Source organism: Alloalcanivorax dieselolei B5, assembly GCF_000300005.1.
In the GTDB taxonomy this organism is placed as follows: domain Bacteria; phylum Pseudomonadota; class Gammaproteobacteria; order Pseudomonadales; family Alcanivoracaceae; genus Alloalcanivorax; species Alloalcanivorax dieselolei.
The window spans coordinates 1,045,146-1,068,475 of record NC_018691.1; the positions used below are offsets into that span (position 1 = coordinate 1,045,146).

General features: G+C 62.0%; 23 protein-coding genes. 8 read left to right on the forward strand and 15 right to left on the reverse strand.

The window, feature by feature from the left end; translation table 11 throughout:
* Window positions 1-22: 22 nt before the first annotated feature.
* Window positions 23-472 carry a GatB/YqeY domain-containing protein gene (locus B5T_RS04745; protein WP_014993328.1) on the reverse strand — a complete coding sequence of 150 codons (450 nt, stop codon included), beginning with the start codon at window positions 470-472 and terminating at the stop codon, window positions 23-25.
* A 21-nt stretch (window positions 473-493) separates the two neighbouring features.
* The gene (rpsU, locus tag B5T_RS04750) at window positions 494-709 is read right to left on the reverse strand and encodes a 30S ribosomal protein S21 (protein ID WP_014993329.1); all 216 of its coding nucleotides are present in this window, start codon (window positions 707-709) and stop codon (window positions 494-496) included.
* A 220-nt stretch (window positions 710-929) separates the two neighbouring features.
* On the opposite strand from rpsU, the gene tsaD reads away from it, so the two are divergent.
* Window positions 930-1,967 carry a tRNA (adenosine(37)-N6)-threonylcarbamoyltransferase complex transferase subunit TsaD gene (gene tsaD, locus B5T_RS04755; protein WP_014993330.1) on the forward strand — a complete coding sequence of 346 codons (1,038 nt, stop codon included), beginning with the start codon at window positions 930-932 and terminating at the stop codon, window positions 1,965-1,967.
* Window positions 1,968-2,085: 118 nt separating this feature from the next.
* Here tsaD and plsY read toward each other — a convergent pair whose 3' ends face one another.
* Window positions 2,086-2,691 (reverse strand): glycerol-3-phosphate 1-O-acyltransferase PlsY, encoded by a 606-nt coding sequence (plsY, locus tag B5T_RS04760; RefSeq protein ID WP_041716869.1) that lies wholly within the window; start codon window positions 2,689-2,691, stop codon window positions 2,086-2,088.
* Window positions 2,692-2,780: 89 nt separating this feature from the next.
* Here plsY and folB point away from each other — a divergent pair, with 89 nt between their 5' ends.
* Together folB and folK are read left to right on the forward strand one after the other, a co-directional pair.
* Window positions 2,781-3,137 (forward strand): dihydroneopterin aldolase, encoded by a 357-nt coding sequence (folB, locus tag B5T_RS04765; RefSeq protein WP_014993332.1) that lies wholly within the window; start codon window positions 2,781-2,783, stop codon window positions 3,135-3,137.
* Entirely contained in the window at window positions 3,137-3,646 is a 510-nt protein-coding gene (gene folK, locus B5T_RS04770; RefSeq protein WP_014993333.1) for a 2-amino-4-hydroxy-6-hydroxymethyldihydropteridine diphosphokinase, read from the forward strand. Before folB ends, folK begins: the two co-directional genes overlap by 1 nt.
* Here folK and B5T_RS04775 read toward each other — a convergent pair.
* The 3 genes from B5T_RS04775 to B5T_RS04785 all read right to left on the reverse strand — a co-directional run bounded on the left by B5T_RS04775 (window position 3,636) and on the right by B5T_RS04785 (window position 6,708).
* Window positions 3,636-4,520, reverse strand: a complete 885-nt coding sequence (locus tag B5T_RS04775) for a hypothetical protein (RefSeq protein ID WP_014993334.1) — start codon at window positions 4,518-4,520, stop codon at window positions 3,636-3,638. The two genes, folK and B5T_RS04775, sit on opposite strands and share 11 nt — an antisense overlap.
* A 221-nt stretch (window positions 4,521-4,741) precedes the next feature.
* On the reverse strand, window positions 4,742-5,479 hold the full coding sequence (locus B5T_RS04780; RefSeq protein ID WP_014993335.1) for a pteridine reductase: 738 nt from the start codon (window positions 5,477-5,479) through the stop codon (window positions 4,742-4,744).
* Window positions 5,464-6,708, reverse strand: a complete 1,245-nt coding sequence (locus B5T_RS04785) for a multifunctional CCA addition/repair protein (protein WP_014993336.1) — start codon at window positions 6,706-6,708, stop codon at window positions 5,464-5,466. The genes B5T_RS04780 and B5T_RS04785 overlap by 16 nt, the downstream gene beginning before the upstream one ends.
* A gap of 398 nt (window positions 6,709-7,106) precedes the next feature.
* Between B5T_RS04785 and B5T_RS04790 the strand changes: the two genes are divergently transcribed.
* Window positions 7,107-8,087, forward strand: a complete 981-nt coding sequence (locus B5T_RS04790; RefSeq protein WP_014993337.1) for an NAD(P)H-dependent flavin oxidoreductase — start codon at window positions 7,107-7,109, stop codon at window positions 8,085-8,087.
* 183 nt (window positions 8,088-8,270) lie between these two features.
* Here B5T_RS04790 and B5T_RS04795 read toward each other — a convergent pair whose 3' ends face one another.
* The 9 genes from B5T_RS04795 to B5T_RS04835 all read right to left on the reverse strand — a co-directional run bounded on the left by B5T_RS04795 (window position 8,271) and on the right by B5T_RS04835 (window position 20,002).
* The gene (locus B5T_RS04795; protein ID WP_014993338.1) at window positions 8,271-9,767 is read right to left on the reverse strand and encodes a SpoVR family protein; all 1,497 of its coding nucleotides are present in this window, start codon (window positions 9,765-9,767) and stop codon (window positions 8,271-8,273) included.
* On the reverse strand, window positions 9,767-11,050 hold the full coding sequence (locus B5T_RS04800; protein ID WP_014993339.1) for a YeaH/YhbH family protein: 1,284 nt from the start codon (window positions 11,048-11,050) through the stop codon (window positions 9,767-9,769). Before B5T_RS04800 ends, B5T_RS04795 begins: the two co-directional genes overlap by 1 nt.
* A 129-nt stretch (window positions 11,051-11,179) precedes the next feature.
* A complete protein-coding gene (locus B5T_RS04805; RefSeq protein WP_014993340.1) occupies window positions 11,180-13,102 on the reverse strand; it encodes a PrkA family serine protein kinase in 1,923 nt (640 codons plus the stop codon).
* Between the two features lie 268 nt (window positions 13,103-13,370).
* Window positions 13,371-14,183, reverse strand: a complete 813-nt coding sequence (locus B5T_RS04810; RefSeq protein ID WP_014993341.1) for a symmetrical bis(5'-nucleosyl)-tetraphosphatase — start codon at window positions 14,181-14,183, stop codon at window positions 13,371-13,373.
* Between the two features lie 72 nt (window positions 14,184-14,255).
* Complete coding sequence (apaG, locus tag B5T_RS04815) at window positions 14,256-14,645, reverse strand: Co2+/Mg2+ efflux protein ApaG (RefSeq protein WP_014993342.1); 390 nt, start codon at window positions 14,643-14,645, stop codon at window positions 14,256-14,258.
* 48 nt (window positions 14,646-14,693) lie between these two features.
* Window positions 14,694-15,467, reverse strand: coding sequence for a 16S rRNA (adenine(1518)-N(6)/adenine(1519)-N(6))-dimethyltransferase RsmA (gene rsmA / locus B5T_RS04820; RefSeq protein ID WP_014993343.1), 774 nt, complete (start codon window positions 15,465-15,467; stop codon window positions 14,694-14,696).
* Window positions 15,464-16,441, reverse strand: a complete 978-nt coding sequence (gene pdxA, locus B5T_RS04825) for a 4-hydroxythreonine-4-phosphate dehydrogenase PdxA (RefSeq protein WP_014993344.1) — start codon at window positions 16,439-16,441, stop codon at window positions 15,464-15,466. The genes rsmA and pdxA overlap by 4 nt, the downstream gene beginning before the upstream one ends.
* Window positions 16,438-17,736, reverse strand: a complete 1,299-nt coding sequence (locus B5T_RS04830; protein WP_014993345.1) for a peptidylprolyl isomerase — start codon at window positions 17,734-17,736, stop codon at window positions 16,438-16,440. Before B5T_RS04830 ends, pdxA begins: the two co-directional genes overlap by 4 nt.
* Window positions 17,729-20,002: an LPS-assembly protein LptD gene (locus B5T_RS04835; RefSeq protein ID WP_229682951.1), complete on the reverse strand. Its 2,274-nt coding sequence runs from the start codon at window positions 20,000-20,002 to the stop codon at window positions 17,729-17,731. The genes B5T_RS04830 and B5T_RS04835 overlap by 8 nt, the downstream gene beginning before the upstream one ends.
* 174 nt (window positions 20,003-20,176) lie before the next feature.
* Between B5T_RS04835 and B5T_RS04840 the strand changes: the two genes are divergently transcribed.
* Genes B5T_RS04840 through B5T_RS04855 form a run of 4 tightly spaced genes read left to right on the forward strand, consistent with a single transcriptional unit; the run spans window position 20,177 to window position 23,330 of the window.
* Window positions 20,177-21,163: an aminoglycoside phosphotransferase family protein gene (locus B5T_RS04840; RefSeq protein WP_014993347.1), complete on the forward strand. Its 987-nt coding sequence runs from the start codon at window positions 20,177-20,179 to the stop codon at window positions 21,161-21,163.
* Window positions 21,163-21,828: an N-acetylmuramate alpha-1-phosphate uridylyltransferase MurU gene (murU, locus tag B5T_RS04845; protein WP_041717324.1), complete on the forward strand. Its 666-nt coding sequence runs from the start codon at window positions 21,163-21,165 to the stop codon at window positions 21,826-21,828. The genes B5T_RS04840 and murU overlap by 1 nt, the downstream gene beginning before the upstream one ends.
* A gap of 32 nt (window positions 21,829-21,860) precedes the next feature.
* Complete coding sequence (gene rpe / locus B5T_RS04850; RefSeq protein WP_014993349.1) at window positions 21,861-22,535, forward strand: ribulose-phosphate 3-epimerase; 675 nt, start codon at window positions 21,861-21,863, stop codon at window positions 22,533-22,535.
* Window positions 22,536-23,330 (forward strand): DMT family transporter, encoded by a 795-nt coding sequence (locus tag B5T_RS04855; protein WP_014993350.1) that lies wholly within the window; start codon window positions 22,536-22,538, stop codon window positions 23,328-23,330. It begins immediately after the preceding gene.

Below are 23,330 nucleotides of genomic sequence, written 5' to 3' on the forward strand. Positions count from 1 at the left end.
GAACCGCGTGCCGGGTCCGGAATCAGCCAGTGAGCCTGGCTTTGACCTTGCCGCTAACCGCGCCTATGTCGGCCCGGCCCTGCAGTTTGGGCTTGAGCAAGCCCATGACTTTGCCCATGTCACCCATGCCGGCGGCGCCGGTACTGGTGATGGCCTCGTCGATCAATGCCTCGATTTCGGCATCGCTCAGGGGCTGGGGCAGGAATTCCTGGAGGATCAGAATTTCCGCTTCTTCCACCTCGGCCAGTTCCGGACGGTTGGCGTCACGGTACTGACCGGCGGAATCCTTGCGCTGCTTGACCAGTTTATCGAGCACGGCGAGGGCGCGGGCGTCATCCACTTCGATGCGCTCGTCCACTTCGATCTGCTTCAGCGCCGCCATGGCCATGCGCAGAACGCCCAGACGCGCCTTGTCTTTGGCGCGCATGGCGTCTTTGGTGGCGTCGGCGAGCTGTGCTTTGATCGCGCTCATGGTCAAAGACCGGAAACGGTCTTAGTACAGACGCTTACGAGCGAGCTGCTCGCGTTGCAGCTTCTTCAGGTGACGCTTGACCGCGGCAGCGCGCTTACGCTTGCGTTCCTGAGTCGGCTTCTCGTAGTTCTCGCGACGGCGGACTTCGGACAGAACACCGGCTTTTTCACAGGAGCGCTTAAAGCGGCGCAGGGCCACGTCGAAGGGTTCGCCTTCTTTTACTTTCACCTGAGGCATGAAGTATCACCTACCTAAAAAGTGTTGAGTTGTGTGGGTTCCGCCACGGGCTCAGGTGGTCCCTCGGGGGCAAACGTCATGGGGACGGCCACCCAGGCGGCAGGGCGCGAATTCTACCCGCGACCGGCAGGTAAATGCAAATGGCGGCGCGCCGGGCTATCATGCCGGCCCTCGCCGGCGGGTGCGCCGCTGGCCGGATTCCGCTTTTTGAGGTGGCTAAATGCGCGTTTTGGGCATCGAAACCAGTTGCGACGAGACCGGCGTGGCGGTGTACGACACCGAACAGGGCCTGTTGAGCCAGGCCCTGTTCAGTCAGATCGACATGCACGCGGTCTATGGCGGTGTGGTGCCGGAACTGGCCAGCCGTGACCATGTGCGGCGATTGCTGCCGCTGCTGCGCCAGGTGCTGTCCGACGCCGGCATTGGCGCCCGGGAGCTGGACGGTGTCGCCTACACCGCCGGGCCGGGGCTGGCCGGGGCCTTGCTGGTGGGGGCCGGTGTGGCCCGCGCTCTGGCCTACGGCTGGGGCGTGCCGGCGTTACCAGTGCACCATATGGAAGGGCACCTGCTGGCGCCGTTGCTGGAAGACGACGCCCCGGACTTTCCTTTTGTCGCGCTGCTGGTCAGTGGGGGGCACTCACTGCTGCTGGAAGCCCGCGCCCTGGGCGAATACGTCCCTCTGGGCGAGTCGGTGGACGACGCCGCCGGTGAAGCCTTCGACAAGGCGGCGAAGATGATGGGGCTGGGCTACCCCGGTGGGCCGGCGATCAGCCGTCTGGCGGAGCAGGGGCGGGCCGGGCGCTTTCGTTTTCCCCGGCCGATGACCGACCGGCCCGGCCTGGATATGAGCTTCTCGGGCCTCAAGACCTTCACACTCAACACCATTCACGATCTGGGCGGCGCCACCGTGCTGGATGACCAGGACCGCGCCGATGTGGCCCTGGCGTTCCAGGAAGCGGTAGTGGACACCCTGGTGATCAAGTGCCGCCGGGCCATGCAGGCCACGGGCGCCAAGCGCCTGGTGGTGGCCGGTGGCGTCAGTGCCAATGGCATGTTGCGCGAGCGACTGGCTCAGGCCATGGGCAAGCTGGGGGTGAAGGTGTATTACCCCGGGCTGGCGTATTGCACCGATAACGGCGCGATGATCGCTTACGCGGGGGCGTTGCGGCTGGCTGCCGGCGAGCGTCAGGAGGGGCTGGGCGTCAGTGTACGGCCCCGTTGGCCATTGGCGGAGCTGGCGCGGGTGGATGCCCGCTGATACCCACCACGCCTTGAAAGGCTCCACTGCCTGGCTGGTTTCCCTCAGCAACTGAAGAATGGCGGTTTTCCGTTTTTCGCTGCCAACTGTCCACTGTCAATTGTCAACTCGCCGGGAACTAGCCTTTCTTCCTGAACCCCAATTCCTCGCCGCGCAGCAGTTTGGCCAGGTTGGCGCGGTGACGCACGATCATGATCACGGTCAGGGCGGCCATCGGCGCCGCAGCGCCGGGCAGCCAGAACCACAGGCAGATGGGCGCCGCGATGAAGGCGCTCAGCGACGCCACCGAGGAAATTCGCAGCACCCCGAACACCACCAGCCATACCGCACCGGCCACCAGGCCGCTGGGCCAGTGCAGCGGGAACAGCACGCCAAAGGCGGTGGCCACGCCTTTGCCGCCGCGGAACTGAAAGAACAAGGGGAACAAATGGCCGAGGAAAGCGCAGAAGCCGACCAGCGCCACGGCGAACGCTGACAGGTCCAGGGCCCGTGCCACCAGTACCGGGATCACCCCTTTCAGTACATCGCCGAGCAGGGTCAGTGCCGCCGCTGGCTTGCCGGCGATGCGCAGCACGTTGGTGGCGCCGGGGTTGCTGGAACCCTGGGTACGCGGGTCCGGATAACCGAATAAACGGCAGACCAGGATGGCGCTGGAAATCGAACCCAGCAGATACGCCACCGCGCATAAAGACAGCAACCAACCCCAGCTTTCCTGTAATGCCATGGCAACCACCGGCTATAATCCCCGAATCAACAGGCTGGACATTGTACACACAAGCCGCTTATCGCGCGTCACCCGGACCGAGGAACAGCATGGACATCGTTTATATCAATGATTTGAAAGTCGATACGGTGATCGGCATTTTCGACTGGGAGCGGCGTATCCGTCAGACCGTCAGCCTGGATCTGGAGATGGCCGCGGATATCCGCAAGGGCGCCGCCACCGATCACATCGATGACGCCCTGGACTACAAAAGCATCAGCAAGCGGCTGATCGCCTTTATCGAGGAAAGCGAATTCCAACTGGTGGAAACCCTGGCGGAGCAGGTGGCGGCGCTGGTGCTGGAGGAATTCAATGTGCCCTGGCTGCGATTGCGGTTGAGCAAACCAGGCGCCCTGCGCGGTGCCCGCGATGTTGGCGTGATCATCGAGCGCGGGGAGCGTTCCTGATGGCGGAGGTGTTTCTCAGTCTCGGCTCCAACATCGACCGGCAACACAATATCCATTCCGGTCTCAATGCGCTGGCGGAGCGGTTCGGTGAGCTGAGGCTGAGCCCGGTGTATGAAAGTGAGGCGGTGGGCTTCAAGGGCAGCCCGTTCTTCAATTTGGTGGTGGCTCTGCATACGGCGCTGCCGGTGGGGGAGCTGGCCAGGGCGTTGCATGATATCGAGCGCGGTCACGGCCGGGTACGCGGCGAGAAGAAGTTCGCCAGCCGCACCCTGGATATCGACATCCTCACCTACGACGATGCGGTTGGCGAGGTGGATGGCGTCAAGCTGCCGCGCGGGGAAATTCTAAAGCACGCGTTCGTGCTGCGTCCGCTGGCGGATCTGGCGCCGGAGACGCGGCACCCGGAGAATGGGCGCCGCTACCGGGAGTTGCTGGCGGAAACCGACTTCAAGGGCCAGCGGCTTTGGCAAGTGCCGTTCCGCTGGCCCGATGGCGATATCACTGAATGAAGGAGTTCTCCGCTTCGATCATATAAGCTTCGAACTGCTCGCAAGTGTAATTGGTGGCGACACCATTGATGGTCACGACGATACCGTCCCGGTGCTCCACCAAAACCTCGGCGTGCGTGTTGTTGGCGCCGCGCAGTCGGATTTCGCCGGATTCGGGGCAGAATTCCTGGTCCAGGTTTCTTGTTAGCGGGTCTGCGGTGGTGATGCTGACTTTCTCGCTTCTACCGTTCACCAGGAGCGTCCCTTCTACCGTATAGATGACATTTTCAGACGAGTAGTCCCAGGTGGTTTTAAGATCCTCCACGTGCCAGTTAGCGTTGTATTCGCCTTCGCCACTCTGGCTGGGGCCCTGAGCATCTATCTGAAGATCCGTATCAGCGAAATGATCGACGGCGTCCATAGCGTAGTCGAATTCTCCACTGATCAGGATGTTGGCCTCTACAGGATTCCCCGCTACCAAGTTGAAACCGCTGGTGTCGACTTCCAAAGTGGAGTCACCTTCAAAGTCGTAGCGGACGGTGCCCGCCAGGGTCACAGGGTCGGTGTTTTCGCCACTAAGGGTGCAATTATTGGCGGTGGCGCTGGTGGGAATGTCGTTGGTACCGTAAACAACGGTGATAGAGCCTTGGGTGCACTCCCCCTCTAAATCGGGGAGCATAATGGCATGCATCTGCACCGGCACCATTCCCAGGCTGCCCTCCAGGGCGAGATAGAGCAGCGGGCCTGTATTCTCGTTATTCAGGCTGACGAAGGGCTCTTGACCACCTCCCGAGCCGGAGGAACCACCGCCGCCGCCACAGGCGGCAAGGGCAGAGGCGAGTAAGACAGGCGTCAGCGCCCGCGCACGGGTGGAGCCGATAGTGAAAAGTGACATGCGAGTATCCCTCTAAACCGAAATAAGGCGTTGTCGGCCCGGTTGGGGGATGGAACGGTAAGACAAGGCTGGCCTACGCTGGACTCCATCCCTGAGTCGACAGGATCAACCGCATTGTTGATATTTTGACGGGCGGCCCCCACGGCCGTCCTCCGTCGCTGCGGTCTTGGTTACTAACGATAGCGGCAAAGGACGCCAGTGCCAATCCCCGGCGGCCGGCTTCAGGCGCCGGGGAAGGACAGAGAGCGGCCGCCGTCCACGGCGATGATCTGCCCGGTGATGTAAGGAGCCTGATCGGCGAGCCAGAGCACCGTGTTGGCGATGTCATCCGGGTCGCCGGCATGGCCCAACGGTAGGGCATCAAGAATCGCCTGTTGGGATTCCTGTCCCTGTTCCGGCCACAGAATCGGCCCGGGCGCCACGCCGTTGACGCGTACTTCAGGGCCCAGTTCCCGGGCCAGGCCGCGGGTCATCATCGCCAGCCCGGCCTTGGCCATGCAGTACAGCGGATGTTCTCGCAGGGGTTTTTCAGCGTAAACGTCCACCAGATTCACGATGGCGCCGTGATGCTGTTTCAGGGTGGGAGCCAGTGCCTGGCTGAGCAGAAACGGCGCCCGCAGGTTGCTGTGCATCAGTTGATCCCAGTCCTCATCGCTGGCCTGATGCAAAGGCGTGCGATAGAACCGGGAGGCGTTGTTCACCAACAATCGCAGGCCGGGCTTCAGGGCCAGGGCTTCGGCGGCCAGTTGCCGCACCTGGTCGGGAACCACCAGGTCCGCGTACAGGCAAGCCGCGCTGTCGTTGCGCTGTCGGTTGAGGTTTTCCACCAAGGTTCGCGCTTGTTCTTCGCTGTGGTGGTAGTGAACGATCACATCGTAGCCCGATTGGTGCAGGCGACGGGCAATGCGGGCGCCGATGCGGCGCGCGGCACCGGTGACCAGGGCTACGGGAGCGGCCATTTTTCCACGAACTCCTGTCGGTAAAGGCGGATGGCGCGAATGCGTTTGCTTTCCAGGGCGCGGCCGAGCGCCGGGCCGGACAGACCGGCCTGACGCAGCCCCGCCACGTCCACGGTGCGGACCACTTCAGCGACGCCGAGCAGAAATTCGCCCTGCGGGAAGGGCGCTTTGGGGTCGGCCTGGCAGGTGCGGTAATCCGCCTCGCAGGCGTCGACGAAGAAGCGCAACCGGCGCGGGCGGCGGATCACATCCAGCGCGTGCAGGACTTCCCATACCCTTGGCGGGCGCAACTTGAGGACGCGACGTCCACGGTTCTGCCAGCGCGCCATGACGGCGGCGGCGTCCGCCATTTCCCTGGGGACCCGTAATCGCCGGGACATTTCCAGCGCCAGGGTTTCGCTCTGCCTTTCGTAATTCTGATGGCGCGGCCAGCGGTCCGGTGGTGTGCTGGCTTTGCCGAGATCATGGCAGAGCAGGGCGTAACGGCCGGTCAGGGACAGATTCTGCCGCGCCGCCTGAGCCAGACAGCGCCATTGATGGGTGAGGACGTCCACGGTGGGATGATGATCCGGAGACTGGGGGATACCGTCCAGGTTGGCCAGTTCCGGAAACAATTCCGCCAGCGCGCCGCATTCATGCAGGACGCGGAAGAACATCTGCGGTGAGCGTTCCATGAGCGCTCGGCTGGTTTCCTTCCAGACCCGCTCCGGGCTGAGATGCTGCAGTTCGCCCGCCAGTACGATGTCGGTCATCAGATCCATGGTTTCGCGGGCCACGCGAAAGCCGAGCCAGTGATAGCGGGCGGCGAAACGGGCCACCCGCAGAACCCGCAGCGGGTCCTCGGCGAAAGCCGGGGACACATGGCGCAGCAACCGCTCCTTGAGATCGTTTTGACCGTTATAAGGGTCGATCAAGCGGCCATCACCGGCCCTGGCCATGGCGTTGATGGTCAGATCCCGGCGCTTCAGGTCGTCTTCCAGCGTCACGTCCCCGGCGGTGTGGAAGAGAAAACCGCCGTGGCCTTGGCCGTGCTTGCGTTCCGTGCGGGCGAGAGCGTACTCCTCGCCGGTCTGCGGATGCAGGAACACCGGGAAGTCATTCCCCACGGGTTTGTAGCCTTGTGCCAAAAGAGTATCGGGGGTGCCGCCCACCACCACCCAATCTTTCTCCTTGACCGGCAGTCCGAGCAATTCGTCGCGGACCGCACCACCGACAAGATAGATATCCATCGTGTTCGCTATCGCTTCCAGGTAAACATTAGAATGTCATGTCTGGTCTGGCCGGAAAACCGCTGGGGCCGGGAATGCGCTCGAATTCGATGCGAACGGTTATTTTCTGGCCTGCTTGCTCAGTTCCGGGACACGCGCGATGTTTGGCGGGGTCGGAGAGGGCTCAAAAGTGGCATTCCTGTTGGCGAAAGAGGACAGGCGATGACGGGAAATGACAATCTACATGGCGTTTATCACCATTGAACCGGGCTTGGGGCCATGGTTTAGTGCTTCGTCATTGTTTGATTCGGATCATTGCCTGATTCGGGCATGTGGACACCAGCGCGCCATCCGTCATCGCGGCGTCACCGGCCGATGCTTTGTCCGACCGCCCCTGGCTCAACGGGAGAGATAGTTTCATGAAAACACGTATTACCGAGATGCTGGGCATCGAGTACCCCATCGTTCAAGGGGGTATGCAGAACGTTGGTTATGCGGAGCTGGCTTCCGCCGTTTCCAACGCGGGTGCTCTGGGGATTATCACCGGCCTGACTCAGCCGACCCCGGAAGACCTGGACAAGGAAATCCGCCGTTGCAAGGAGATGACCGACAAGCCGTTCGGCGTCAACCTGACCCTGCTGCCGACCATCAAGCCGGTGCCCTATGAGGAATACGTGCGGGTGATCATTGAAGCCGGCATCAAGGTGGTGGAAACCGCCGGCCGTAGCCCGGAGCCCTTCATGGCTCAGTTTAATGAGAACGGCGTCAGCGTGATTCACAAGTGCACGTCCGTGCGGCATGCCCTCAAAGCGCAGAAACTCGGTTGTTCCGCGGTATCCGTGGACGGTTTCGAGTGTGCCGGCCACCCCGGTGAGGACGATGTGCCTAACCTGGTGCTGTTGCCGGCGGCGGCCAAGGTGCTGGATATCCCGATGATCGCCTCCGGTGGTATCGGTACCGGCACGCAGATGGCGGCTTGCCTGGCGCTGGGCGCGGAAGGCATCAACATGGGTACTCGCTTCATGGCCACCAAGGAAGCGCCGATCCACGAGAACATCAAGAAGGCCATCGTCGAAGCCAGCGAACTGGATACCGCGCTGGTGTACCGTCCGCTGCGCAACACCGCCCGGGTTTACAAGAACAAGGTGGCGGAGAAGGTCAATGAGATCGAGCGTGAAGCCGGCAAGGACATGAAGTTCGAGCTGATCCGCGACATGGTCGCCGGCACCCGCGGCAAGGTGTCGCTGACCGAAGGTGACGTGGATTACGGTATCTGGACCAGCGGCATTGTGCAGGGGCTGATCCACAGCATCCCCTCCTGCGACGAGCTGGTGCAGGAGATCATGAGCGAATGCACCGAGACCATTCGCAATCGCCTGAACAATCTGCTGGCAGGCTGATTGATCGAAGCGCGGCCCGTGAGCGGAGGGGCGCCCCTCCGCTCACGATCAGCGATCCTGATCTGAATTCAAAGATTGCCAAAAAGGAGGCTGTAGGAGCTTGCCCTGCAAGCGAATGGGATCTCTGCCAACAAATTCGCCTGCAAGGCAGGCTCCTACAATGGCTTCGAAGCTTTCCTTTATTTATTGCCCGCCTTCAATCGACTGACGTTCCACCACGGTGCCGTTGTCCACGCTGTCCAGGTGCACGTCGAATCCCCACAATCGGTGCAGGTGCTTGAGCACTTCCCGGGTACTGCTTTCGTCCAGGGGACGATGGTGCTGGCGGACGTGTTGTAACACCAGCGACCGGTCTCCGCGTACATTGGCCTCGTAAACCTGAATATTGGGTTCCTGGATGCTCAGGTTGTATTGCTCGGCCAGTTTGTTGCGCACCTTTTGATAGCCGCGCTCATCGTGGATCGCATTGATCTCGATGTATTCCTTCTCGGTATCATCCAACAGGCTGAACAGTTTGAATTCCCGGATCAGACGCGGGGACAGGAACTGTTGGATAAAGCTCTCGTCCTTGAAACTTTCCATGGCGAACTTGAGCGTCGCCACCCAGTCGCTGCCGGCGATGTCGGGAAACCAGTAACGGTCTTCATCCTCCGGATTCTCACAAATGCGTCGCAGGTCGCGGAACATGGCGAAGCCCAGCGCGTAGGGATTGATGCCGGAGTAGTACTGGGAATCGAAAGGCGGCTGATAGACCACCTGGCTGTGGTTGTGCAGGAACTCCAGCATGAAACCGTCGGTGACCTGTTTCTGATCATAGAGATCATTGAGCAGGGTGTAGTGCCAGAACGTGGCCCAACCCTCGTTCATGACCTTGGTTTGACGCTGCGGATAAAAGTACTGGGCCATCTTGCGCACGATGCGGATGACCTCCCGCTGCCAGGGTTCCAGCAGCGGTGCGTTCTTTTCAATGAAGTAGAGAATGTTTTCCTGGGGCTCCGGGGGAAAGCGCTCGTTCCTTTCGCGCCTTTGAGCCGCGGGCTGCAGATCCGGGAAAGTCCGCCACAGCTCGGAGACCTGCTGCTGCAAGGCCGCTTCCCGTTCACGCAGGCGCCGCCGCTCCTCCTGGGCGGAAATCGGCGTCGGGCGTTTATAACGATCCACGCCGTAGTTCATCAGGGCATGGCAGGAATCAAGGATATCCTCCACCGCGTTGACGCCATGGCGCTGCTCGCATTCGGCGATGTATTTACGGGCGAACACCAGATAGTCGATGATCGCCGAAGCGTCGGTCCAGGATTTGAACAGGTAGTTGCCCTTGAAAAAGGAGTTATGACCGTAGCAGGCATGAGCGATCACCAGTGCCTGCATGGTGATGGTGTTCTCTTCCATCAGGTAGGCGATACAGGGGTTGGAGTTGATCACGATCTCGTAAGCCAGCCCCATTTGCCCACGACGATAGCGGTTTTCCACCTCCACGAATTGTTTGCCGAAGGACCAGTGATGGTAGCCCACCGGCATGCCCACGGAAGAATAGGCGTCCATCATTTGTTCCGAGGAAATGACCTCGATCTGGTTGGGGTAAGTGTCCAGAGCATACTTGCCGTGCGCCAGCTCGGAAATGGCCTCGTCATAGCGGGCAAGCAGGTTGAAGTCCCAGTCGGAGCCGGTGGACAACAGCATCAGGCGGCCTCCATGCGTTTATGGAATAGCTGGCGGAAAACCGGATAAATATCCGCCGGGTCGTCGATCTGCGCCATGGAGAAGACATCCGGATGTCGGTCCATGATGCCCTCGTACTGGTCCCAGAGCGCCTGATGGGCACGGGGCATCACTTCCACGTAGGAAAAGTGCTGCATGCGGGGCAGCAATTCCTTCTCCAGCAACTCGGCGCAGCCGGGGGAGTCGTCGTTCCAGTTATCGCCGTCCGAGGCCTGGGCCCCGTAGATGTTCCACTCTTCCACCGGGTAACGTTCCTTGATGATGTCCCGGGCCAGCTTCAGTGCACTGGAAACGATGGTGCCGCCGGTTTCCCGGGAATAGAAGAATTCTTCCTCATCCACTTCCTTGGCACTGGTGTGGTGGCGTATGAACACCACCTCTGTATGCTGGTAGTTCCTTTGTAAAAACAAGTACAGCAGCAGGAAGAAACGCTTTGCCAGGTCCTTCATGTCCTGATTCATGGAACCGGAGACATCCATGATGCAGAACATCACCGCCCGGCTCACCGGCACGGGGACCTTGATGTGGTGGTTGTAGCGCAGATCCACGGTATCGATGAAGGGGATCCGGTCGATACGCCGGCGCAGGCGCTCGATGTGCTCGTCCAGTTCCGCCAGACGGGCCTGGCGCTGAGGAGATTGGTCCTGTTGCAATAAGGTTTCCCGTTCCGCCTCCAATTCGCGCAGTTTGCGCCGGCTGGCCGCGGTCAGCGCGCGCCGGCGCATGGAGGCCTGGCGCATGGAGCGGACGATGTTGATCTTGGCGGGCATACCGTGGCTGACGATGCCGCCGTGGCGGATCTGGAAGGTGCGGGTGCCCTCCAGATGGCGCTTGACCAGATTGGGTAACGCCAGATCCTCGAACAGGAAGTTCAGGAACTCCTGTGGGTCGATTTCAAAGGCGAAATCATCCTCGCCTTCGCCACTGTCGCTGGCCTGGCCGGAGCCGCTGCCCTGGCCGCCACCGCCACTGGGGCGCTTGATGCGGTCGCCTTGCTGGAACTCCCGGTTGCCCGGGTGGACGATGTTGCGCTGCCCGCCGGGGCCATGATGAAAGTTGGGCTCGGAAATGTCCTTGCGGGGAATGACGATGCGCTCGCCTTGTTCCATTTCCTTGATCGAGCGCTTCCCTACCGCATCATTGACCGCCTCGCGAATATGGCGTCGGTAGCGCTGCAGGAACCGTTGCCGATTGACTGCGCTCTTGTGCTTGCCGTTGAGACGCCGGTCGATGATATAGCTCATTAGGCTCTCCACACTCGGCCACTGTGGCAGTGGTTTTACAATGGCGTTTATGCGCGGGCACGGCCTCTGAATTGACTTGGCGTCGTGCCGCGCGCTGTCAACTGTCCACTATCAACTGTCCACTGCCTTTCATTGCGCCTTGCGGACCCGCAGGTACCATTCGGAAAGCAGCCGAACCTGTTTCTCGGTGTAGCCGCGATCCATCATGCGTTTGACGAAGTTATCGTGTTTGCGACGATCCTCTTCGCTGCCTTTCGGGTTGAAGGAAATAACCGGCAACAGCTCCTCGGTATTGGAGAACATTTTCTTTTCGATGACATCACGGAGCTTCTGATAGCTGAGCCAGCTCGGATTGCGGCCGCTGTTGTTGGCCCGCGCCCGCAGCACGAAGTTGACCACCTCGTTGCGGAAATCCTTCGGGTTGGAAATGCCCGCCGGCTTCTCGATTTTTTCCAGTTCCTCATTGAGTGACTGGCGATCGAAGATTTCGCCGGTATCCGGGTCACGGAATTCTTGGTCCTGAATCCAGAAGTCGGCATAAGTGACATAACGATCGAAAATGTTTTGCCCATACTCGGAGTAGGATTCCAGATACGCGGTCTGGATTTCCTTGCCGATGAATTCCACGTAGCGCGGAACCAGATATTCCTTGATGAAGCGGTGGAATTGCTCCTGGCGTTCCTGAGGGAATTGCTCCTGCTCGATGCGCTGTTCGAGAACGTGGATCAGGTGCACCGGGTTGGCCGCTATCTCGGAATGATCGAAGTTGAACACCTTGGAGAGGATCTTGAAGGCAAAACGGGTGGACAGGCCGTCCATGCCTTCGTCGACGCCGGCCATATCCCGGTATTCCTGAATCGACTTGGCTCTCGGGTCCACGTCCTTCAGGTTCTCACCGTCGTAAACGCGCACCTTGGAGTAAATGCTGGAATTCTCTGGTTCGCTGATCCGCGTTAACACCGAGAACTGAGCCAGCATGTGCAGCGTGTCCGGGGCGCACTGAGCGTCACGCAGACTGGAGTTGCGCAACAGCTTCTCGTAGATCATCTGTTCTTCGGTGACGCGCAGGCAGTAAGGCACCTTGACGATGTAGACACGGTCGATGAACGCCTCGTTGTTCTTGTTGTTCTTGAAGGTGTGCCACTCGGCTTCGTTGGAGTGAGCCAGCACGATGCCGTCGAAGGGGATCGCGCCCATGTGCTCGGTACCGTTGTAGTTGCCCTCCTGGGTGGCGGTGAGCAGAGGATGCAGCACCTTGATCGGCGCCTTGAACATCTCGACGAATTCCATCAGGCCCTGATTGGCCCGGCACAGGCCGCCGGAGAAGGCGTAGGAATCCGGGTCGTCCTGGGAGAAATCCTCCAGTTTGCGAATGTCCACCTTGCCCACCAGAGCGGAGATGTCCTGATTGTTTTCGTCGCCGGGTTCGGTTTTCGATATGGCGATCTGATCCAGTATGGAGGGGTAGCATTTCACCACCCGGAACTGGCTGATATCGCCGCCGTATTCGTGCAAACGCTTGACCGCCCAGGGCGACATGATGGTGCGCACGTAACGGCGTGGGATGCCATATTCTTCCTCGAGAATAGGGCCGTCCTCGTCAGCGTCGAACACGGACAAGGGGGACTCGTTCACCGGCGACCCCTTGATGGCGTAGAACGGCACCTTTTGCATCAACGCCTTGAGCTTCTCCGCCAGGGAGGATTTGCCGCCGCCAACCGGGCCCAGCAGGTAGAGAATCTGTTTCTTTTCTTCCAGCCCCTGGGCGGCGTGGCGGAAGTAGCTGACGATATTCTCGATGACCTCTTCGAGGCCGTAGAACTCGTCGAAGGCGGGATAGCGACGAATGATTTTGTTGGAAAAGATCCGGGAAAGCCGTGGATCCTTGGAGGTGTCCACCAGTTCAGGCTCACCGATTGCCATGAGCATGCGCTCGGGAGCGCTGGCGTAGGCGCTGGGGTCGCTCTTGCAGAGCGCCAGATACTCCTCCAGGGATAACTCCTCCTGCTGAGTGGCGTCAAACCGGGCCTGATAATGGCTGATAATGCTCATTCCTCACTCCCTCCTGGCGGCGCTTGAATGTCAAGCCGTCACTTTCTACATGAAAATAAACCCTTAACGAAATGGATGCGGCGCAAAGATCAGGGAATCCCGTCACGGGATGTCGGTGACCGGCCTTGTCTTTAGCATGGCGCCAAAACAAAGTCTGAGTCAAAGCCAAGCGGGAAAAAAAATTTGTTTTTTTGCAGCGAGAGAATGAACCGGCGGCGTTGAATTCGGTCACCGCCGGAACATTATGAAAAGAGGGGAGGAAGGAGACTCAGCGGCACTCGCAGGCGATACGGTGGCCGTCTTCCAGGCGCAGCGCGGTGAGCTGGCCGCCCCATACGCAGCCGGTGTCCAGGGGTTCCACGTCACTGGCGCTGGCCCGACCTTCCAGGGCCGCCCAGTGACCAAACAGGATGCGACGGCCCAGGTTGCGCCGACGAGGATGTTCAAACCAGGGCATATAGCCCTCGGGGGGCTGATCCGCCTCGCCTTTGCTGCCCAGATCCAGTTCACCGGCATCGTTGACGAAGCGCATGCGGGTGAAATGGTTGGTGATCACTCGCCACCGCTCCGGACCTTGCAGATCATCACGCCATCCCGCGGGTTCGTTGCCGTACATGTGCGCGAAAAAGGTTTCCGCCCGGTCGCCATCGGCGAGCACCGCGGTGATTTCCCCGGCCCGTTCCCGGGCCTGTTCCAGGCTCCACAGAGGCGGCATGCCGGCGTGGGCCATCACCGCGTTGAATTCGGGCAGGTCGATCAGCAGCGGTTGGCGCTGCAGCCAGTCCAGCAGGGGGCCCCGGTCCTCCGCCTCAAGGATCTCCGCCAGGGTATCCTTGCTCCTGGCGTGTGTCTGGCCGTGGGCCACCGCCAGCAGGTGCAGATCATGATTGCCCAGTACGGTGAGGACATTGTCCCGCAAATCATGGATTCGGCGCAGGGTGCCGAGCGAGTCCGGGCCGCGATTGACCAGGTCCCCGGCCAGGACCAGTTGATCGCGGTCCGCATTGAAGCGAATCCGCTCCAGCAGAGCCTCGAAGGGGGCCAGGCAGCCCTGGATGTCGCCGATGGCGTAGGTGCTCATGGAAAAAATCCGTCAGGCTCGCTATGGGGGGTTATCCGGAGTCGGTCAGGGTGCCGTTTCCGCCGCCGGGGTTCAATGCAGGGCCCGATCGGCGGCCAGGGTGAAAGCCGGGATCGGCGCATTGAAGCAGGTGCCGTCCTCGGACAGCATCTGATAGTTGCCGCGCATGCTGCCGACGGCGGTTTCCAGGATGGCGCCGCTGGAATACTGGAACTCCTGGCCCGGCGCCAGCTCCGGCTGCTGGCCGAGAACGCCTTCGCCGTGGACTTCCTGTACGCGCTGGTCGCCGTCGGTGATGATCCAGTGCCGGGTCAGCAGGCGCGCGCCCCGGCTGCCGCGGTTGATGATGCGGATGTGGTAGGCGAACGCCCAGCGCTTCTGGTCGGCGTCGCTTTGCTCCGGCAGGTACTCGCTTTCCGCGAACACCTCGATGCGGTAGGCATCGTTGTCACTGTCGCTCATGATTCCCTCTTGCGGGGTCGAAAACCCGGTGGGTGACGTTCCCCGCCGTCAGCCGGTGGCGTTGGCCAGCGCGACGTAATCCGCCACCGAAAGATGGTCGGGGCGCAAGCCGGGGTCGATGCCCAGGGCATCGAAAATGTCCGGTTCCACCAGGGTCTTCAGCGCATTGCGCACCGCCTTGCGGCGTTGGGTGAAGGCCTGATTGACCAATTTGCCAAGATAGACCGGATCCCGGGCCGGCCAGGGCACGGTGGCGTGCGGGGTCAGTCTGACCACGGCGGAATCCACCTTGGGCGGCGGCTGGAACGCGCCCGGGGGCACGAAGAACAGATAATCCGCCTGACAGTGGTATTGCACCATCACCGACAGCCGGCCGTAATCGCTCGTGCCCGGCGCCGCGGTGAGCCGGTCCACCACCTCCTTTTGCAACATGAATGTCATGTCGCCGATCACTTCCGCCTGCTCCAGCAGGTGGAAGATCAAGGGGGTTGAAATATTGTACGGCAAATTGCCCACCACCCGCAGCTTGAGGTCGCCGGCCAGGGGGCGAAAGTCGAAACGCAGGGCGTCCGCCTGATGGATGGTCAGACGTTCTTCCGGTACCGCCTCGCGCAGTAAATGGATCAGGTCGCGGTCCAGTTCCACCACGTCCAGATGCGCCACCTGCTCCAGTAATGGATAGGTGAGCGCGCCGCGTCCGGGGCCGATTTCCACCAGCTTCTGGCCGGCCATGGGGGCCACCGTGCGGACCAGGCGATCAATGATGCCCGGGTCATGCAGAAAGTGCTGCCCGAAGCGTTTGCGGGCGCGGTGTTCGGTCATGAGGAACGTTTCTCCACCAGTTCCAGAGCCAGGTCGATGGCGGCGTGCAAACTGCCGGCCCGGATACGCCCGCTGCCGGCCAGATCGAAGGCGGTGCCGTGGTCCACCGAAGTGCGGATGAACGGCAGCCCCAGGGTGATATTCACGGCTTCGCCGAAGCCGGCGTACTTGAGCACCGGCAGGCCTTGATCATGATACATGGCCAACACCGCGTCGTGTTGCGCCAGCAGCGCCGGTTGGAAGGCGGTGTCGGCGGGTACCGGCCCGGTGAGCCGCAGGCCTTGCCGGCGCAGCTTCTCCAGCGCCGGCTCGATGATCTCAAGCTCTTCCCGCCCCAGATGGCCGCCTTCGCCAGCGTGGGGGTTCAGCCCCAGCACCAGAATACGAGGCGAGTCGATGGCGAACTTGTCGCGCAAATCCTGGCACAGGATCCGCAGGGTGGCTTCCAGGGCGGGCCCGGTGATCGCCGCCGCCACCTGGGACAGGGGTAAATGGGTGGTGGCGAGGGCCACGCGCAGGGTCTTGGCGGCCAGCATCATCACCACCTGATCCACGCCGGCCTGCTCGGCGAAGAATTCGGTGTGCCCGGTAAACGCGGGATCGGCGCCTTCACGGATGATGCTTTTGGCCACCGGTGCCGTGACCAGGGCGGCGAAATGGCCGTCCAGACAGCCCCGGGCGGCCCGGCCGAGCATCGTCAGGGTGCCGTTGCCGGTGGCCGGGTCCGGCTGTCCGGCGGTGACGGGGGCTCCGGCGGGGCAGTGCCAAAGGACCGGGCCGGTGGGCGGGGCGTCGCCGGGTTGCCATTGCGGCCAGGTCGCCTGGACACCCAGCAGCCGGGCGCGATCATGCAATACCTGCCGATCCGCCAGCACGACAAGGGCGGTGTCGGCATAGCGGCTGGGCAGATCCAGCATCAGATCCGGGCCGATACCCGCCGGGTCGCCGCTGGTGATGACAATCGGCGCGGTCATTGATCCAGTCGGATATCGACGTAGGCTTCCGCCCGCTTTTCCTGCAGCCAGGTTTGCAGTTCTTCGTCGAACCGTTGTTTTTGCAGGGCCTGGCGGGCGCGCATCTGGCGGAATTCGTCACTCATGTCCGCCTCCCGTTGTTCCTCCACCAGCAGGAAGTGGTAACCGAACTGGGTCTGGAACACCGGAGACACCTGGCCCACCGGAGTGGATTCCATCATTTGCTCGAACTCCGGCACCATCTGACCGGGGGTGACCCAGCCCAGCTCGCCACCCTGATTGCGGCTACCGGGATCATCGGAATGCTCACGGGCCGCATCGGCCAGGCTGACGCTGCCGTTGACCACTTGCTGATGCAGGCGCTGGGCTTCGGTCCGGGCCTGATCCTGGGTGGTCAGCGCGTCCGACTGGATCAGCACGTGCCGTACCCGATACTGGGTGACCACGTGCTCGCCGCCGCCACCGCGACGCTCAATCATTTTCAGAATGTGATAACCGGCGCCGGAGCGCAGCGGCTCGGAGATTTCGCCTGCTTGCATGTCGATGGCGGTCTCGGCGAACAGGGTTGGCCATTGGGCCGCCGGCCGCCAGCCGAGGTCGCCGCCTTCCAGTGCTTGCGGGCCGTCGGATTGTTCCACCGCGGTTTCGGCGAAGTCGGCGCCGCCGCGCAGGCGCTGAACGATGCCGTTGGCTTTGTTCCGGGCCTGTTCAAGCTGCTCGGGAGAGGCGCCGCTGGGGACTTGCACCAGAATATGGCCAAGATGGAAGTCGGCGGCGAACATGCGTCGGCCCAGGTCGGAATTGAGGAAGCGGTCCACTTCCCGGTCGGTGATGCGTACCCGGGAGGAAACGGAACGCTGCTGCAGGCGGGAAATCACCATATCGTCGCGCACCTGCTCGCGGAACTCGGCCCAGGAGTAGCCGTCGCCGCGGACCATGCTGGCGAATTGTTCCAGTGTCATGTTGTTCTGCCGGGCGATGCCCGTCAGCGCCTGATTGAGACTGCCGTCATCCACGCGGATACCACCGCGCTCCGCCAGTTGCAGTTGAATGCGCTCGATGATCATGCGGTCGAGTACCTGCTCGCGCAGCACCTGGGCCGGGGGCAGGGGGCGATTGTCCGCCTCGAACTGACCAACGATGGCGGCAACCCGGGACTGCAGCTCACTTTCCATGATGGCGCCGTCGTTGACCACCGCGACGATGCGGTCAAGGATCCGCACCTGAGCCTGGGCATTGACTGCCAGGCCCAGACACAGACAGAAGGTCAGTAACGTCGACAAAGCCCTATTCATATTCTCTCCTGTATCCGGAAATGCTGCGCTCCAGCAGTGAATCCACTCGCCCGCCAAAGCCGCCCAGTCCGGTCATTTCAATCTGCAACATCACGGTGGAGTCCGGCTCAAGGGTGCCGTCCCCATTATCGTCGTAGAGTTCCCGCTGGCTCACCAGCCGTACCCGCCAGCAGCAGTTTCGGTATTCCGCGCCCGCCAGGGTTTCCTGGGTGCGGTGGTTTTCCACGTCGTACATCCAGCGGCCGATCAGCCGCCAATTGCGATGGATCGGCCAGATCGCCGCCACTTCCGATTGCCGCAGATTATCCTCCGGACGGTCGTGGAAGCCCAGGTTGAAAATCCGCCGCTCGCGGTCGTTGTAGCCGAGCCGCAGGGTGGAACGCTGGCGCTGGCCGCCGGAGGTATCCCATTGGCCTTCGGAGTAGAGGTACCAATCGCGGCCAAAGTTCCATCGCATGTCGGCCACCGCCGGTGTCTGGTCGGCGGTGTCTTCCCCGGTGCCGTCCAGTTGCACCCTGCGGTCGTCCAGGTAGTAGCCCTGGCCGACACGCAGGCGTAGTTGTTCGCGGCCATCGTCGTCGCGCAGGAAACGGCTGGTCAAGCCCACCGCGATTTTCTCTTCGTCGCCGATGCGGTCGTAGCCGATGTAGCGGTTTTCCCGGAACAGGGTGTTATAGGAGAAGGTCAGCTCACCGGCATCGAAATCCGGCAGGTCATCCTGGTACTCGTAAGCCACCTTGTTGACGAACACCCGCGGTTCCAGGGTCTGGGTGTAGCCGCGGCCGAACAGGTTGGTGGAACGCTCGAAGAACATGCCGGCGTCGAGGCTGGCGCCCCAGGTGTTGAGGGAGGGCTCGCTGCCACTGGGGCCGCCGTCATCCAGTTGATAACGGGTATGGTACAGGCGTGCCCTGGGCTCCACATAACCCCAGTTGTTTTCCAGCCGCGCCGACAGCGCGGGCTGCGCGTGCATGCGCACACCGGTGGGGTTGTTGCTGGTGTCCTTGTCGCTGCGGTCGAAGGCGGTAACGTCGCTGAGCCATAACAATCGCAGAGGACCGGCCAGATGCGGTCTGCCGGTCAGTTGCAGCTGTGGCAGCCGGCGATAGGGATGCAGGTCATCCGACAAGGTGGGATCGATGGTCTGCCAGGCCTGGAGCCGGCCCAGCGCCTGCCAGGTCTGGCCGTAATAGCGCAACTCCCCGACCCGCGGCAGGTGGGTCTGCGAGCTCACCTGCAGACCGGTATCCAGATCCTTGAAGTAGAAGTCGTCGGACACATAATTCATGTCCACGTGCAGGCCCCAGCGGCCGATGGAGCCGTCGTGGCGCCAAGCCGCCAGCTCGCGGTCCTGATCGTCGAACTCACGATCCTGGAACAGCACGCCGTAGCTGACCTGGCCCTGGCCATAGGGGGTCAGATAGCGGAACTCGGTTTCCAGACCGACGCCGCGGCCGTCCACATAGCGCGGGGCGACGGTGGCGTCCATCTGCGGGTGCAAGTTCAGGTAGATCGGCTGGGAGAAATCCAGGCCACCACTGTCGCTGGTGCTGATGGTCGGAAACAGCAACCCGGATTTGCGCCGGTCATCAATGGGGAAAGTGATCCAGGGCAAATAGAATAGCGGCACGTCCCTGACCCGTAACACCACGTTGCGCGCCTCACCCCAGCCCTTGTCACGGTCCAGCAGGATCTGCTCGCCGGAGAGGCGCCAGCCGTTGGAGCCGGGCGGACAGGTGGTGTAGGTGCCATTGAACACCGAGGTCAGGTTGCTGACCTGATCGATATACTCGGCGGAGCCATGGGCGCCGGGGCCGAACAGCGAATAGCGGGCATTGCCCAGGCTGACCTGGCGGCTGCTGGTCTGGCCGCTCATGGAGTCGGCGAGAAAGGTGAATTGATTGGACTCCAGGCGCAGCGGGGTGTCCACTTCAAACTTGCCGCTGCTGCGGTCGAACAGGGCGGAATTGGTGACCACCCGGGAACCGGGCTGCTCAATCAGGACATCGCCGCTCATTTCGATCAGACCGTCCTCGGACGCGCTGGTCTGATCGGCGGTAATGATGGTGTCGCTGGTTTCCGCCCGCGGGCCGACCCGGGGGTTGTAATAGATGCCGCCGCACCACACCGGAATGGGGCGTTGCAGCACCTCGGGAAGCTCCTTCATTGCCTCACGGTCAACCCAGTTCAGATCGTCCTTGGCTGCCGCGGTGGTGGCGAAACCCAGCACCAGGCAGGAAAACATCAGTCGTGAGTGCAGTGGCATCGGCTGCTCAGAACAGGTAAAAAGGCCGTTTTAAACCGCTGGACGCCCCCCTTGGCCGGGATTTGTCCCGGTGTTTCCCGATGCCGGCGCTCGGGTCGGGGCACCTCGGGGCAGGAAACAGGGCGACACGGTAGTCTTCGTCAATCGCCGCAGTGTAAACGAATGGGATGGGCAATGCAGCCAGAGAAGGATGATCGGGATCCGCGCAAGTCCGCGTTGGATCAATGGGTTGGTGAACAGACCGGCGAGGCGGTGATGGGTGTGCCGGCGTCCGTGGATGCCAGTTTTCGCCGCTATTTTCGTTATTCGCTGCAGCAGGGCTCGCTGGTGGCAATGGACGCGCCGCCGTCACAGGAAGACTGCCGGCCCTTTGTCGACGTGGCCCGGCGACTGGCCGACGCCGGCGTCAATGTGCCCCGGATCCGCGCCAGCGATCTGCCGCGTGGCTATCTGTTGTTGGATGACCTCGGCACGGATACCTGGTTGCGGGCCCTGAATGACCGCAACGCCGATGCCTGGTTCGGTCAGGCCATCGATACCGTGGTACGGATGCAGGTCCATGCCGATGCCGACGGCTTGCCGGTCTATGACGAGGCGCTGTTGCGCCGGGAGCTGGCGCTGTTCCCGCAATGGTATCTGCGGCATGAACGCTCCTTGACACCCACCGGGGAACAGCAGGAGCGTCTGAAACGAGTGTTTGATCTGCTGGTGGCGTCGGCTTTGGAGCAGCCCCGGGTGTTCGTGCACCGGGACTATATGCCGCGCAACCTGATGGTGACCGAGCCCAATCCGGGGGTCATCGACTTCCAGGACGCGGTGCTCGGCCCGATCAGCTACGATCCGATCTGTCTGTTCAAGGATGCGTTCATCAGCTGGCCCGAGCCGCGGGTGCTGGACTGGCTGCGGCTATACCATCAGCGCGGTCTGGACGCGGGTTTGCCTCTGCCGGAGTTCGATACCTTTCTGCGCTGGTGTGACCTGATGGGGGTCCAGCGTCATTTGAAGGTGATCGGTATCTTTTCCCGGATCCGGCACCGGGACGGCAAACCAGGTTATGTGAAGGACGTGTCCCGCTTCTTCGCCTACCTGCGTACCGTGATCGGCCGCCGTCCGGAATTGGCGGACCTGGGGCGGCTGCTGGACGAATGGGCGTGTCCCTGATGCGGGCGATGATCCTGGCGGCGGGCTATGGCAATCGCATGCGGCCGCTCACCGACCATACCCCCAAGCCGTTGCTGGAAGCGGGCGGCAAACCGTTGATCGAACATCTGATCGAAGGGCTGGCCCGCGCCGGGTTCCGTGAGCTGGTGATCAATACCGGCTGGCTGGGCGAGCAACTGCCGGCACGGCTGGGGGACGGCGAGCGTCTCGGTGTGCATATCCGCTGGTCCCATGAAGGCAAGCCACTGGAAACCGCGGGCGGTATACTTCGCGCCTTGCCGATGCTCGGCGATGAGCCGTTCGCGCTGGTCAACGGTGACATCTGGACCGATTACGATTTCAGTCGCCTGAACCTGGATCTGGCGGCCGACCGCGCGCATTTGGTGCTGGTGGATAACCCGCCGCACCATGCGGACGGGGATTTCCATTTAACAGAGCAGGGCCGGGTACGGGATAATGGCGCCTCGCGGCTGACCTACGCGGGCATCGCTTGTCTGCACCCTGCCTTGTTTCATGGTCTGGCATCCGGCGAGCAGAAGCTGGCGCCACTGCTGCGCGCGGCCATGGCGGCGGAGCGGGTCAGCGGCGAACATCACCGGGGGCAGTGGTGGGACATCGGAACCCCGCGACGCCTGGAACAACTGGATCACTTTTTACGCGCCTGAGCCCGCGGGCCCGGGCAGTGCTGGAGAACTTGATGGGTAAGCAAGCCCCCTGGATCGCGCCTTCTATCCTGGCGGCGGATTTCGCCCGGTTGGGAGAGGAATGCGAGGCGGTACTGGCCGCCGGCGCCGACGTGATTCATTTCGACGTCATGGACAACCACTATGTGCCGAATCTGACCATCGGTCCGATGGTGTGCCAGGCGCTGCGCAAACATGGCATCGAAGCGCCCATCGACGTGCACCTGATGGTGTCGCCGGTGGACGATCTGATCGGCATGTTCGCCGACGCCGGCGCCTCCATGATCACCTTCCATCCGGAAGCGTCCCGCCACGTGGACCGCTCCCTGCAACTGATCCGGGACGCCGGCTGCCAGGCCGGGCTGGTGTTGAATCCGGCGACCACGCCGGAGTGCCTGGAATACGTCATGGACAAGCTCGACATGATTCTGCTGATGAGCGTGAATCCGGGCTTCGGCGGGCAGACGTTCATTCCCGGCACCCTGAAGAAGATCGAGCAGGTGCGCGCCTTGATCGACCGGCAGGAACGGCCGATCCGTCTGGAAGTCGATGGCGGTGTGTCGGAGAAAAATATCCGCGACGTGGCCGCCGCCGGCGCCGATACCTTTGTCGCCGGGTCCGCCATTTTCGGCAAGGCCGACTATGGCGCGGTGATCGAACAGATGCGTGCCGAACTGGCCCTGGCCTGAATGAGCGGCATCCGCACCCGTGCCGCCGGGCATGGCGAAATGCTGGTGTGGTCGTTGCTGATCGGGACCTCCTTTCCCACCGCGGAATATCTGGTGCGGGATGCGCACCCGTTGCCGCTGACCGGCGTACGGTTTCTGATCGCCGCGCTGTTATTGGCTCCGGTGGCCACCCGGGTGGCGATCAATCCGCGCCGTTTAATTATCTGGGCGATCCTCGGCGCGCTGCTGGCGGTGTTTTTCTGGGCACAGTTCCAGGCTTTGCGAACTGTTGGCAGCATCGAGTTGTCTCTGTTGTACCTGTTGTCGCCGCCGGGTACCGCGATTCTGGCCTGGTACGCCAACCGGGAGTATCTGCACCCGGTGCCGCTGGTTGTGTTCGCCTTGGTGTTGTATCTGGTGATCCAGTATTGGATCCTGCCGGCGCCCACCGACCTGGTGGCGCTGTTGGCGCGGCCGGGTAGCCAGGTCTATTTGCTCGGTTGCGCGGCGGTGATCGGCTACGCGGTGTTATCCCGTGGGGCTATTTTGCGGAACTGGCTGCCCGCCGCGGCGGCCACCACCACGTTCTGGAGCCTGCTGTTCGCCGGCGTGTTGCTGTGCCTGGTGGGCGTGACTCGGTTACCGGAAGTGGCGCAGTGGCATTGGGATCATTGGTGGCGGCTGGTTTACTTGGCGGTGTTCACCAGCATCCTTTCCTATTGGTTGATGCAGCGGGCGTTGCAGAAGCTGCACCCGGCCATCGTCGTTGCCTACGGCGCGGTGGTGCCGTTATGGGTGGCGCTGCTACCCTTTTGA